The organism is Lujinxingia sediminis (assembly GCF_004005565.1).
GTDB classification, from domain to species: domain Bacteria; phylum Myxococcota_A; class Bradymonadia; order Bradymonadales; family Bradymonadaceae; genus Lujinxingia; species Lujinxingia sediminis.
This window is the reverse complement of sequence record NZ_SADD01000001.1, coordinates 1,424,940-1,438,706: the sequence shown is the minus strand read 5'-3', so window position 1 is coordinate 1,438,706 and position 13,767 is coordinate 1,424,940. Positions and strand designations below refer to the sequence as shown.

The 13,767-nt window shown below is 63.4% G+C and carries 8 protein-coding genes; 4 read left to right on the top strand and 4 right to left on the bottom strand.

The window, feature by feature from the left end; translation table 11 throughout:
• Positions 1-88 precede the first annotated feature (88 nt).
• The 4 genes from EA187_RS05765 (at position 89) to EA187_RS05750 (ending at position 8,343) form a co-directional block, all read left to right on the top strand.
• Positions 89-2,500: a serine/threonine-protein kinase gene (locus EA187_RS05765; protein WP_164856037.1), complete on the top strand. Its 2,412-nt coding sequence runs from the start codon at positions 89-91 to the stop codon at positions 2,498-2,500.
• Positions 2,501-2,629: 129 nt separating this feature from the next.
• Complete coding sequence (locus tag EA187_RS05760) at positions 2,630-3,214, top strand: hypothetical protein (protein ID WP_115602469.1); 585 nt, start codon at positions 2,630-2,632, stop codon at positions 3,212-3,214.
• Positions 3,215-3,307: 93 nt separating this feature from the next.
• The gene (locus tag EA187_RS05755; protein WP_127779462.1) at positions 3,308-5,809 is read left to right on the top strand and encodes an Ig-like domain-containing protein; all 2,502 of its coding nucleotides are present in this window, start codon (positions 3,308-3,310) and stop codon (positions 5,807-5,809) included.
• Between the two features lie 59 nt (positions 5,810-5,868).
• Entirely contained in the window at positions 5,869-8,343 is a 2,475-nt protein-coding gene (locus EA187_RS05750; protein ID WP_127779461.1) for a sulfatase family protein, read from the top strand.
• A gap of 121 nt (positions 8,344-8,464) precedes the next feature.
• On the opposite strand, the gene EA187_RS05745 is transcribed toward EA187_RS05750, so the two are convergent.
• The 4 genes from EA187_RS05745 to EA187_RS05730 form a co-directional block, all read right to left on the bottom strand.
• Positions 8,465-9,076, bottom strand: a complete 612-nt coding sequence (locus EA187_RS05745; RefSeq protein ID WP_127779460.1) for an SEC-C metal-binding domain-containing protein — start codon at positions 9,074-9,076, stop codon at positions 8,465-8,467.
• Positions 9,077-9,126: 50 nt separating this feature from the next.
• Positions 9,127-9,837 (bottom strand): tetratricopeptide repeat protein, encoded by a 711-nt coding sequence (locus EA187_RS05740; protein WP_127779459.1) that lies wholly within the window; start codon positions 9,835-9,837, stop codon positions 9,127-9,129.
• Between the two features lie 81 nt (positions 9,838-9,918).
• Positions 9,919-11,142: a serine hydroxymethyltransferase gene (locus tag EA187_RS05735; RefSeq protein ID WP_430687892.1), complete on the bottom strand. Its 1,224-nt coding sequence runs from the start codon at positions 11,140-11,142 to the stop codon at positions 9,919-9,921.
• 264 nt (positions 11,143-11,406) lie between these two features.
• Entirely contained in the window at positions 11,407-13,479 is a 2,073-nt protein-coding gene (locus EA187_RS05730) for a (Fe-S)-binding protein (RefSeq protein WP_127779458.1), read from the bottom strand.
• Between the last annotated feature and the right edge of the window lie 288 nt (positions 13,480-13,767).

Sequence of the window (13,767 nt, the reverse complement as noted above, 5' to 3'; positions counted from 1 at the left end):
AGCAGCAGGGGTAAGGAAACGGGTGGTCTTGAGGACCGAAATACGCCACAATGGCGGCCCGTTCCCTGGCCCTGAATTCGAAGTCGCCATGATAGAAACCGGTGAGAAATTTGGCAAGTACACCCTGCTTCAGCGTATCGCTGTAGGAGGCATGGCCGAGATCTTTAAAGCCCGCACCGATGGGGTTGACGGCTTTGCCAAGGTGTTGGCGATCAAGCGTTTGCACCGGCAGTTCTCCGAAGACAGCGAGTTTGCCTCGATGCTGATCGACGAGGCCAAGCTCGTGGTGCAGCTCAACCACGCCAACATCGGTCAGATCTTTGATCTGGGAGTTGTCAGCGGGCAGTACTACATCGCCATGGAGTTTATCGAGGGGCTTGATCTGCACGAACTCTCCGAGCGGGTGCAGCGCCAACATCGCCAGCTTCCCACAGAAGTGGCGGTGTATGTGGCGATGGAGGTGGCCGAGGCGTTGCACTACGCGCATACGAAGCTCGGGGCCGATCGCAAACCGCTGGAGTTGGTCCACCGCGATGTCTCACCGCAGAACGTGATGCTCAGCGTCGACGGGGAGGTCAAGCTCGTTGATTTTGGCATCGCCAAAGCGCGTATGCGCGCCGAGCAGACGCAGGCGGGCATCATCAAGGGCAAGTTCTACTACATGAGCCCCGAGCAGGCGCTGGGCCATCATATTGACGGTCGCACCGACGTTTATGCTCTGGGAATGGTGCTCTACGAAGTGCTCAGCGGGGAACATCCCTTTGATCGGGTTCCCGATGGCGAGTTGTTGCGTGCGGTGCGCCAGGCCGACTTTCCTCCAATCGAAGAGGTGGTTCCGGACCTTTCGCCGGGGCTCGTCGCGGTGATGCGCCGCGCGTTGATGCGCAATCCGGAGCTGCGCTACAGCTCGGCGCTGGAGCTTCGGCGAGATCTGGCCGAAGTCGCCCGTCGCGAGCTTAACGCGATGGGCCGGATGGAGATGGCGGAGTTTGTGCGCGCCTACCTCGACGCGCATCTTCCCGAGGAGACCCGTGCAGCGGGCTTTGAGGCGATGCAGCGTGGGGAGTTTGAAGCCAGTCAGAACAGCGTGATCTTTGATGCTCGTGCCGCCGGTCTCGACGATGATGGCGGGTTTGCCGAAGACGCCCACACCCAGATCTTTATGCGTGAGGATGAGCATGATGATCTGGAGGCCGATGCGGCCACCGCCATGGTGGACTGGGGCGAGCACGACGGGGGAGAGACGACCGAAGATCGCCCGGCGCTTCGTTCCGGAGCGCAGGCGGTGGTGCATCCCGACGATGTGATGACCCGCGAGGCGCGTCCGCCGGCCCATCTTCTTGCGGACTCTGCGGCAGTGCCCACGGCGGCCTCCCAGGCGGTTGAGAAACGCCAGAAGGCCCAGGTGGGCTTTGGCCCTTCGCTCAGTGAGGCTTCTCTCGCTGCGCAGCCTGCCCACAAGGCATCGCAGCGCGAGAGCGTCCACGGGACTCAACCCCGGGCCACAGCTCCGGCACCGCTGAAGGCTCGCATCGATCATATGGTTCGCACACGGCCGCATCTTGTGGGGGCGGCACTCGCGCTGCTGGCGATCGGTGTGGTGGGTGTGGCCGGCGTGATGCTTATGGGAGGTTCCGGCGAGCGGTCCGATGCCGAGCTCGCCGTGGCGAGCGCGCCGGCGGCGGCGACGCACACCGACTTGATGGTGTCAACCGAGCCGGCCAACGCTCGCGTCTACCTCGATGATGCGTTTGTCGGGGCAACGCCAACGACGTTGAGCGACTTGCGCGTGGGACGTGGCTATGCGCTGCGTTTCGAGCGCGATGGCTACGATGTCAGCGAACTTAACCTGGTGGCCGAAGTCGGGATGCACCCGGTGGTCGTTCAGCTCGAGGCGTTGGGGGGCATTTTAAAGATCACGACCTCGCCGCCGGGGGCCAGTGTCTACGTGAATGGCGATCTTCTGGGGACGTCACCGGTCACGGCAATGGGGCTTGCTCGCGACGAAGAGCATAAAGTCTACGCGGAACTTGAGGGGGCCGAAGCGCAGCAACACGAGATCGTCTGGGGGGAAGACGACCCCCGGGTGCGCGATGTCCATCTGAGCTTTGATCTCCCGGAGAAGCCCGCTCCGAAGGCGGCCAGCGCGTCTGCCCCTCGAAGGGAACGCCGGGCCCCGCAGCGGCGTCGCGCCTCCCAGGCGTCGGCGACGACCGCCGAGGAGCGCGCTTCTGCCGAGGCACTTGATATCTGGGAGCTCGGCGGTGCGCCGGCGGAGGCGGGCTCCGGCAGGCTTAACGTACGCGTAGAGGGGGCCGACGAGGCGCGCATCTACATCGACGGGGCGTTGGTGGCCAGCAGCCCGCGTCTCAATGGCCACGCGCTTGCACCGGGGCAGTACGATGTGCGTGTCTATTTCACGACGTTAAAACGCTACTCGGAGACCCGGCGCGTGCGTGTACGCAGCGATGACGTGGCCTCGTTGACGTTTCGCCCCTGAGTCGACGCAGCAGAACAAGTTGCCCGAGCTGTAGGCTGGTGTAGTCTGGGTGGCGCAAGTGCCCGCAATGACGCCGCCTTTTTGCGGGAGTCGACCCATGAGGCGGCATTCCGGTACCCGAGGGATGATATGATGAGCGAAAAAACCGGCGCGGAGCGTCGCAGTTCTGTGCGTGTGCGTAGTCTTTTGCCCTGTCAGGTGACCACGGTAGCCGCCGCTGATGTCGAGGCTTTGGAGGCGCGCATCCTCGATGCGGCGGTTCTGGAAAGCGACGGGGTGATGCACGATGCGCTCGACTGGCGCGATCACGCCGATGACCTCTCTCGGGAGATGGTCTTTGCTCTCAACGAACTACGCGCCATGCGTCAGCAGATCACCGAGTTGCAGCGCCTTATTGAGTCCCATAATGAGGCCGGACTCAACTCCCGCTGGGTGGAACTCAACGACCAGGGCATGTGGCTGGCTGCGGGTGATGAGGACCCGATCTGGTCGCTGGGTGATCTGGCGGAGGTTCGAGTTCAGATCCCCAGCCTGCACAGCCCGGAGATTCTCGCGTTGGGCGAGGTGGTTCGGGTTGATGAGGATGGCGAGCGCAGCGGTACAGCCTTTGTGTTTCGCGCCATTTCTCAGCCGCATCGACATGCCATCGCGCGTTATGCGCTGCGCCGCGAGCGTCAGCTCGCGCGTAGCAAGCGTTTTCGTTTTGAGGGCTGATCACCAACCGGCCTGCGCTCAGTTTGGATCGCGTCGGCGAACTTCATTACACTCAGGCGCATTCGCCCAACTTGAACTGATGATCCCAGGCTCATGACCATGACATCCCTGCCTTTGCCAACCTTTTCGTCGAAGACGCGCGCCGCGTTGATCGCTGCCCTCTGTGTGATGGCGGCGGCCTGCGGTCGCACTGAAGTCGGTCAGCGCTGCGAAAGCGATGATCAATGCCCGGAGGGCGGTCAGTGTGTCGGGCAGGTGTGTGTACATGAGGATATCCCCGACGCGGATGTCCCGGATGGCGATACGCCGGATGTAGAGCCGCTCCGCTGTGAGGATGATCTCGACTGCGGCAGCGGCCAGTGCGAGAGCGCGGGGGATGCCTGCGAGCAGTCGGTCTGCAACACGGAGCTTGGCGAATGCGTGGCGCAGCCGTGCCCGGTGACCTGTGAGGAGGGGCAGGTGCAGCTGGGTTGCCGCTGCGTGGCGGAGGTCTGCGAGAGCGATGCGCAGTGTGACGGGTTTGTCTGCGACGCGGGTCAATGTCGCGGCTGTGAAGTCGACGCGGAGTGCGCTGATACCCAGGTCTGTCAGGCTGGCGAGTGTGTGGCCGGGCCGGAGTGCGAGAGCGACGCGCAGTGTCGCCCCTCCGAGGTGTGCGTGGAGCAGAGTTGTGTGGAGCGCCCCGATTGCACCTTCGACGACGACTGTGGCGATCAGGAGCAGTGCATCGCCGGCGTGTGTCAGTTTACCCCGGAGTGCTCCTCCGACGCCGAATGCGGGGAGCGTGCCGAGTGTGTCGGCGGTTTCTGTCAGGAGCGCCTCTGCCGTGGCAATGATACCTGCGAGGAGGGGCAACTCTGCGACAACGGGCAGTGCATCGATCCGCCGCTGACCTTCTCCTGCGTGGTCATTACCGAGGGCGGGCTCATCGCACCGAATGAGCGCGTAAGGCTTGAGGCGTTCGCGTTTGACGAGGAGGGCAACGGTGTCGCGGCCGACTTTATGTGGAGCTCCAGCACGCCCGCGGTCGCCTCGATTGACGGCCGAGATCTTGTGGGCGGGACCACCGCCGGCACCACGCAAATTAGCGCGACGCTGGCCACCGGCGACCCGATCCAATGCGACGGTACGGCTGAATTTAGCAACAGCGGTCTGGTGCCCGTCGATGTTATCCGCGTGGTGGCCCAGGATATGGAGACCGGCCGGCCGATCCTCGGTGCGCGCGTGGAGCTTGGCGACCAGGTCGCGACGACGGATGCCGGCGGTCTTGCCACTTTTGAGCGGGTCGAAGGCGCCTACACCGTCTCGGTCTTCCATACGAACTACAACTACCTGACGGTGCAGGGCGTTCAGGCGCGCGATGTGCGTCTTCCAGTCTCACCGCGCTCGGGGAACGGTCCTGCTGCCGGGCTTACGGGGTCGTTTGACCTGAGCCAGCTCAACACCTCGGGGGATATCAACCTGGGCCTGGCCGGAGCGAGCATCGCCGGCGACCTTCTGGACCTCGACCTGACACGGTTGCTGGGTGACTCCTTTGTGACCGACTTCTCGATCCCCGGACTCGGAGGTGCCCAGGTGCCGCTGCCCGGCGGGGTGATCGCCTACGGCAGCATCTTCGCGCTGCAGATTGAGGGCAAGCAGACCTATTATGTGCAGTCGGCCGGCGGGGCGCGCCTTGCCTGGGGCCTTGCCGGTCAGGTGCCTGCCAACGACCTCATCGGGCTCTTCTCCTCGCCGCCGGATAACGTCAACGCGGCTATCGGGACGCTTCTGCCACTCTTCAGTCGCTTTGATCATGACCAGCAGCCGATGGTGCTGGAGGCGCTTCCGCGCGCGCTGGACCTCTCCGATATCAACGGCAACGGAGATACCGCCGAGTGGCTGCCGGATTACAACAATTTCCCCGAAGAAGATCTGGTACCCTCGGTGCGTCAGCGTCTCTCGACGGCGGTGGAGATCTCCAACTTCCCGCAGCTCGGCGATGAAGCCGCCTCGCTGGCGGTGCTCGTCGGTGGCGTGCAACTCGAAGGTCCGGGGTTTGTACCTATGGGCATCAGCGCTACCGCCGACGACGATGGTGACGGCCGACCCGATGCACGCACGCTCTTTATGGCGCCTCCCTATGGTGCGACGGTGGGCGGGCGCTACGCCTTGCTCGCGCTGGCGTTCAGCGCTGAGGGAGATGCGCTGGCCACCGATTTTTCTGCCGCGCTTTGGAACGGTCAGACCCTCAACACCTCCACGCGTCTGGGAACCTTCCCGGGAGCGTCGGAACTCAGCGCGAACCGTGGCCAGCGCACCATTGCGATCGATGCCGATGCCGGTCCGATCTACCGGGTGCGGATGGTCGGCGAGGAGCGAAGCTGGGATGTATGGTCGATGGGCGCCGAGGGCAGCAATGGTCAGTTCAGCCACAGCGTCCGGGTGCCCCAGCCGTCCCAGGGCCGTGAGGACCTATTCGTCAACGGCACCATCCTCGTCGACGCAATTCGCACCACGGTTACGATCGATGACCTGGTGCGCTCCAGCGGCGTGGGGCTTCGGCGCGCCGGTCTGGTAACCACCAGCTTTAACCGCACCACGCTTCAAAACTAAGGTCTCTGCGCGCGGCGCGATGCGGCGCCGCGCGCCCCTTCCTCTCAAAAGATCCGATCATGACATCGATGAAGTGGCCCCACGGGCTTGCGTTCGCCACCCTTGTGTTTGTCGCCGGCGCTCCGCTGGCCTGCAGCAGCCGTTCCCCGGAGCAGGCCTCCGAGGTCCGCCAGAACCTGGAGCGCGTTGCTGATCCTTCGATCGTGCCGGTGAGCGGCGCTCCCGAACTCGACCCGCCGCTGCCCCGGCTGGATGGCGAGCATTTCACCTCCTTTGACCTTCTGCAGAACCGACCGCTGGCGCACCGCGTGAGCAACAGAGCGGACGCTCGCGCCTACTGGGTTGATGCCCGTGAGCCGGACTTCATGCGCTATATTCACGGCAACCACGGGCGGGAGTGGATCGTGGGGGCGGAGGTCGACGGCGGGGTGGTTTCAGCGACCAAAGGACGGGAGGCGCGTATCTGGCTCCCGGCAGCGACGGGGGAGGTTGAGGAACTCGCGCTGCGCGTCTTCAGCCCGGCCCGAGGGCATAATGACCTGCAGATCACCATCAACGGTCATCGTCTGGAGCAGGTGGCGTTGACGGAGGGATGGCAGACCCTGCGCTTGCCCCTGAAGGGCGCGCCGGTGCGTGCAGATAACGCCATCGTCTTGAGCTTCTCCAACATGGGGCGCGTCGACGGACAACTCTCCGGCGGGGGATTGGCATGGGCACGCCTGGGTGACGCGCTCCCGCCCGAGGTCCAGGCCGAGGAGGGCGACGTTGCTGAGGCTGCTGTGAAATCTGAGCGTGAGTCGGGCGCGGGAGCCGAGAGCGACCCGATGGAACATGCAAAAGGTGCCGCGGTTGCCGACCCGGGGGCAGCAGAGGAGCCGGCGGCGCTTGAGAACGACGCATCGCCTCGTGCCATCGAGCCTCATCAACATATCCTGGGGCAGGGCGAGGTGGCTCTGGACGCAGGGCAGGGCCTCTCGTGGCTTGTGTGGGCGCATCAGGACGCACATCTTCAGCTGGAGGTTGAGGCCGAGCCAGGCTGTGGTCCTCGCGTGCGTCTGGAGCGCGAAGAGGGAGAGGGCACCGTCGCGACAGCCCTTGATGATGTTCGTGTGCTCGTGAAGGGGCGCGGTGACACGCAGACCACCAGCTGGAAGTTGCCCGTCGAGGAAGATGCCATCACTCGCCTGGAGATCTTCGCCGGTGAGGGATGCCAGGAGCCGATGACGCTTAAGGGGGCCAGGGTGGTGCGTGAAGGCTCGCTGCCGGAGATGCCGGAGACGATCGAGCCGCCGCGCTACGTGCTTTTCTGGGTGATCGATACGCTTCGTGCGGACTACCTGCCGATTCATTTTGAAACCAACGTCCAGGCTCCCAACCTCAAACGCCTCGCTGATGAGGGCGTGAGTTTTGAAGTGGCCTATGTGCAGGGCACGGAGTCACGGGCCAGTCACGCCTCGCTCTTCTCGGGGCTCTACCCCAACCGCCACGGCGTGGCCGGTCGGGGAAAGGTTCGCGATGATGTTCGCGTCGTGCAGCAGTTCTTCAAAGACGCCGATTACCGGACCGCGATGTACTCCAGTAACGGCTACGCCTCCCATCTGCTCAACCTTCGCCGGGCGTGGGACGCCTATCAGAACAATATCCACGAGCAGACTGCGCTCGACGGGATGTTTATGGCCAATCAGGGCCTGCGCTGGGTGGAGTCCAACCTCGATCACCCCTTCTTTCTCTATCTGGGGACGATCGACCCTCATGTCACCTACCGTCGTCACGAGGAGTACATCGGCCTCTACGACACCGAGCCCTATCACGGCCGTTTCCAACGCTACATCTCCGGCGAGGATCTGGGCCTGGTCAAAGGCAAGAAACTTCCGGTGAGTGAGCGCGATAAAGAACGCATCATCAACCTCTATAAAAACGAGATCACCTACAACGATAACGCCTTCGGGCACCTGCGCGCCGAGCTGGAGCGCCTGGGAATCTGGGAGGACACCCTGGTGGTGGTCACCTCGGATCATGGCGAGGAGTTCTGGGAGCATGGCAGCGTGGGGCATGGCCACAACGTGCATCAGGAGATGGTGCATGTGCCGCTGATCTTCCACTATGCGAAGTTGCCCCGGGGTCGGGTGGTGAAGGCCGGCGCGGATGTGGTTGATGTGTTGCCCACGGTCACCGCGCTGCTGGGGCTGGAGCACCCGGAAGACAAGCAGGGGATGAACCTATTGCCCACCATGTTCGGGCAGCACGGCGGGTATCCGAGCCCGGCGGTAGCGACGCAATACCAGCTGCACTACGGGATGCAGGCCGCGCAGTGGAAGATCTACCTGAGGGCCGGGCAGTTTAAGCTCTACGACCGCAGCCAGGATGTGCTGGAACTCAACGATGTGGCCGAGGCTCACCCGCTGGCCAGTCGTTGGATGCAAGACTCGGTGGGGTGGTTCAGGGCCCATCGCTCGCGCTGGGATAAGGAGCGCTGGGGTGTGCCGACCAACGTCGCGCCGGGATTCTGGGAGAAGGTCAGCCAGGTCGATTGATGGGGCCGTGGCGTGCGAGCCTTTAAGGAGCGCACGTCCACCGCAGGCAAAACCGAAAAAGCCCCCGCAGCGGAAGCGCTGCGGGGGCTTTTTCGTGCCTCAGGCGTTGTTCAAAGCCCGATCAGTCAACCTTCTTCCAGCTCACACCGAGCTTGCTCAGGTCGGGGAAGGACGTGGCGTTGAAGTCGTCCTTTTTGAGCGTGTGATGCTGCACATCCCAGATGCGGAAGCCACGGTATGCGACCTCGCGCTCCTGGCCGTCGGCACCGAGTTGGTTGGGGCGAAGCGTCACCACGTCGACCTCGACCTCTTCAACTCGCGGATCGTTCTGACCGCGGGTGAGCACCATGAGCACGTCGGGCCCGTCGATGCGGAAGTGCTGAAGATCGTAGTCCGGGCCGGCCACCGGCGCATCCTCGCCCTTGTCGACCGCCTCGATAAAGGCGCTCTTCTCGGGGTAGCGCTCACGGAAGGGGCCGGCCTCATGGCTGAGGTCGTAATAGAAGGCCAGGGCGTTGCTCTCATGGACCTGAGTGAGAACTTTGTAGACCTTATAAGGGATGGTCTTCGAACCGATGAGCTGATGAGGCTCACGGCTCTGCTTCTCGCTCTCTTTCTGAATCTGGTGAGTGCGCTGGCAGCAGCGCTTGTACTTCTGGCCGCTGCCGCAGGGGCAGGGATCATTGCGGCCAATGCTCTCGGGGATCTCGGAGGCGGGGGTCGCTTCAGACATACGCTGAACTCTCAAGGGATAAAGCGTCGAGCGTGTGGGCTCGATGACGGTTAACGGCGACGAAACTGAGCCTGCTGGCGCTGGGCCGGCGGCCGGTCGAGGTGGAACTGATACCACATCAGGTTCCAGCCTCGCATCTTCATCTTACGGTTGTTCTGCAGGGCTTTGAGGTTGCTCTCAGTACGCTGATCGCCCTCGAGCTTCTCCATGGCACGGTTGAGCACTTTGATCGCCTTGTCGCGCTGGCCACTCTTCCACATGCAGTAGGCGTAGAGGTTCCACAGCAGGCTCTCTTTTTTATTGGCGATGACCGCCTCCTCAAAGACCTTTTCCATCTCGTCGTAGCGCTTGCGCTTGTAGAGAAGGGTGCCCAGCATCGCGCGCGCCACCCAGTTGCGCTTAAACGAGCGCTTGAGGAAAGGCTCGGCCTCATCGAAGCGCTGGCTCATGTAGAGAACGGTTCCGATCTGGCCGTCGACCTGGGAGGTGATGAAGAACTGCCATTTTCCGATCGGGTAGGCTTCTTTGATGGTTTCGATGCCGCGGTCGATGCGATTGGCCTGGAGGTCAACCTGAGCGCGAGCCATCACATCCTGCACGGCTTTCATCGAGCGGCGGGCCAGGATGATGTAAATCGTCGCCAGCGTAATGAGCCCGGGGACGATGCCGTAGGCGATGCGCAGCTCGCCGCCTCCCACAAGAAAGCCAACGAGGAGGGTGACGACGAGCGAGCCTGCGATGCTGATAAGAAGGTTGTACATAGAACGTTCACTGCCTGGACACGCATTGGACGTCGAGCTGACGTCGATGTGTGGTCGGTTAGGGAGCTCTTAAGGCTCGGGTTAAGGGATGGGGTAGTCGGCGCAGAACGCCTCGACGTCGGCGCGAATCGCGTTGAGCGCAGCGTCGTCATCGATGGAGTTGAGGGCGCGGCCGATAAAGTCAGCGATCTGCCCCATGGCAGCCTGATCCATGCCGCGCGTGGTCACAGCGGCGGTGCCGATTCGAATGCCGGAGGGATCGAAGGGCTTGCGCGTGTCAAAGGGAATGGAGTTGGAGTTGACGACGATCCCTGCCGCCTCCAGGGCCACGGCTGCGGCTCGCCCGCCGATGTCACGCGGGCTTAAGTCGAGCAACACCAGGTGGTTGTCGGTTCCGCCGGTCACCAGTCGAAGATCATAGGTCAGCAGGCCCTCGGCCAGCGCGCGGGCGTTGTCGACGACCTGCTGCGCGTAGGCTTTGAAGGAGTCCGTGTTGGCTTCTCCAAACGCGACAGCAGCCGCAGCCACCGCGTTCATATGGGGACCGCCCTGAAGGCCCGGGAAGACCGCGCGGTCAATGGCTTTCGCATGTTCCGATTTGCACAGAATCATGCCTCCGCGCGGGCCACGAAGCGTCTTGTGCGTGGTGGTGGTGACCACATCGGCGACCTCCACCGGGGAGGGGTGGACGCCGGCGGCGACCAGCCCCGCGATATGGGCGATGTCGGCCAGGAGCACCGCGCCGACGTCGTGGGCGATCTCGGCAAAGCGTTCAAAATCGATGAAGCGGGGATAGGCCGACGCTCCGCAAATCAGCATCTTCGGGCGAACCTCGCGGGCCTGGGCCGCGACGGCGTCGTAGTCGATCTGCTCGGTGGTCGGATCCACCGCGTAGGCGTGCGCGTCGTAGAAGCGTCCCGAGAAGCTCACCTTCCATCCGTGGGTCAGATGCCCGCCGAAGGGAAGTCCCATGCCAAGAACTTTATCGCCGGGCTCCAGCAGCGCGTAGAAGGCCGCCAGGTTTGCCGGGGAGCCGCTATAAGGCTGGATGTTGACGTGGTCGGCTCCAAAAAGAGCCTTTGCGCGCTCACAGGCCAGGCGTTCGATGCGGTCGGTATTCTCCTGGCCCTGGTAGTAGCGCTTGCCCGGGTAGCCCTCGCTGTACTTGTTAGTGAGCCGGCTCCCGGTGGCCTCCATCACCGCCTTGGAGGTGTAGTTTTCGCTGGCGATCAGGCGCACGGTGTTGTGCTGGCGCTGATCTTCCGCTTCGAGGATCTCGAAGACTTCCGGATCGGCCTGTTGCATCTCGGGGGAAAGGTAGGTCATGGCGTCTCCAGGGGGTGTGGCGCCGGTGAGGCGCGCAGGGCGTTTAAGCGAGAGCGCCGCCTCAGCGATGCTTCGGCGGCGTTCGAGGGGGCCGGGGCGCGCGCGCGCGCGCGCCCCGGCCGGGGGGGACGGGGCGGCCGCGGTACTCGGCCCCCCCCCCCTCCGGTGGGGGGGGGGGGGGGTGGGGGGGGGGGGGGGCGCCCGCGCGCCCCCCCCCCGGCCGGGTCTTACGTGGCGGCCGCGTTACTCTGCCGCCGCCTCAATCGTCTCCTCGGGAGCGGTTTCCACGAGGTTTTCTGCGATGATCTCGGCCAGGTCGAGCAGTTTGACTTCGTCGGCACCGCGGTTCTTGAGGCCGTCGTCGAACATCGTCAGGCAGAAGGGACAGTTGACCGCGATGGCGTCCGGCGTGGTGGCCAGGGCCTGGTCGGTGCGCTCGATGTTAACGCGCTTGCCTTCGGTCTCTTCCATCCACATACGGCCGCCACCGGCGCCGCAGCAGAAGCTCTGCTTCTTATTAAGATCCATCTCCTGCATGACCACCCCGGGCACAGACTGAAGCACCTCACGGGGGTTGGAGTAGCTGTTGTCCCAGCGCCCGATGTAGCAGGAGTCGTGGTAGGTGACCTTCATCGTCGCCGAGGGCTTGAGCTGAATGCGCTGATGCTGAATCAGCTCATTGAGCAGCGCGGTGTGGTGGAGCACCTCGTAGTGTCCGCCCAGCTGCGGGTACTCTTTGCCGATGGTGTGGAAGCAATGGGGGCAGGTGGTGATGATTTTGGTGACCCCGTAGCTGTTCATCGTCTCGATGTTCTGAGTCGCGAGCATCCAGTAGAGGTACTCGTTACCGATACGACGGGCAGGGTCGCCGGTGCAGGCCTCTTCCGGCCCCAGGATCGCCACCGAGACGCCTGCCGAACGAAGGATCTTGGCGAAGGCCTGGGTCACTTTCTTCTGGCGGTCGTCGAAGCTTCCGGCGCAGCCCACGAAGAAGAGGTAGTCCGGAGCCGAGGTCATCTCGCTCATCAGGGGGATGTCGAGACCTTCGGCCCAGTCGGCGCGGTAGGACGAGGAGATGCCCCAGGGGTTGGAGTTGTTCTCCATGTTGCGGAAGGTGCGACCGACCTCCGCCGAGAAGTCCGATTCCATCAGCGCCAGATAGCGGCGCATGTCGACGATGGTATCGACGTGCTCAATGTAGACCGGGCAGTTGGCCACGCACGCCCCGCAGGTGGTGCAGGCCCACAGCTCTTCTTTGGTGATGATACCCCCGGCCAGAGGGGGGAACTCCTCGGCGGCCTCCGGGTTGTTTCCCCGGATCGCAGCAACGCCTTTCTCGCGAAGGTGCTCTTTGATGTTGTGGATCACGGCCATCGGGTTGAGCGCCTTGCCGGTGTTGTACGCCGGGCAGTAATGCTCGCAGCGTCCGCACTCGGTGCAGGCGTAGGTGTCGAGGAGCTGCTTCCAGCGCAGATCTTCAACGCGGGCCGCCCCGAAGGACTCCACATTCTCGTCTTCCATGTCGATGGGGTAGAGCGCGCCGGAGGGCTCGAGCTTGCGGAAGAAGATGTTGGGAATCGCCCCGATCAGGTGCAGGTGCTTGCCGAAGGGAATGTAGTTGGCAAAGGCCACAACGATGCCGATGTGGAGCCAGTAGGAGACGTGGTAGATCCAGAACATGCCCTCAGACTGCGGCGAGGCACCCAGGCTCTGCAGGATCGTGGAGGTGAAAAGTGCCACCGGGGTCCACTGCGCGTCATGCGCCTGGTTCTCCACGCTGATAAAGGCGATCTCGGCACCATTGGCGATAAACTTGGTGATCATCAATGACGCGATAAGCGCGATGATCACGGCGCCGTCCACCGACTGCAGGGAGTGTTTGGGGCGGATGACGTAACGGCGGAACGCCGACATCAAAATCGCCACAAGCACCAGGAAGCCAAAGACATCCTGCATGAAGAGCGCGCCGTTGTAGCCGGCACGGCCAATAAATGCGCTCAGGTGAAAGTCCCACTTAAAGGCACGCGCGATGTACTCCAGCGTTTCCAGCTGAAGGATCAGGAAGCCCCAGAAAATAAAGAGGTGCAGGACTCCGGCCGGTTCGGCGATCACGCGCGCCTGGCCAAGAACCTGGGTGATGATGCCTTTGATGCGCTCGGGGATCTGACTGGTTTTGAGGTCACCCTGGCCGGCGGCGACATAGCGCAGAAGCCAGTAAACGGTGCGGGCCGCAAAGCCAAAGCCCACGAGCACGCAGATGCCCAGGACCACGCGGAACCATTGATGACCCGTGCTGAGTTCGAGGAAGCTGTCCACGATGGAGACTCCAGATAAGTTACGGGGGCCGCCCTGCAGATGTTGAGGGAAGAGGGCGTCCGTTTCGGGTTGATACACAGCGTAGCGCCACAAAAATCAGGCGGCGCAAAGACCCCCTTTCATAGCGAACCCGGCCCAAGTCGGCAACCCCGGCTCCGCGCGAGTTCGCGGAGCGATCTTCAACTCGCCGCTGTTCGGGTCAAGGAGCCGTGTAGGCGTGTGACGCGTCGCATTACCACGTCGAGGTTGGCCGCTATAGCCGGGCTGTGGCACCATCCCCGCCGATGT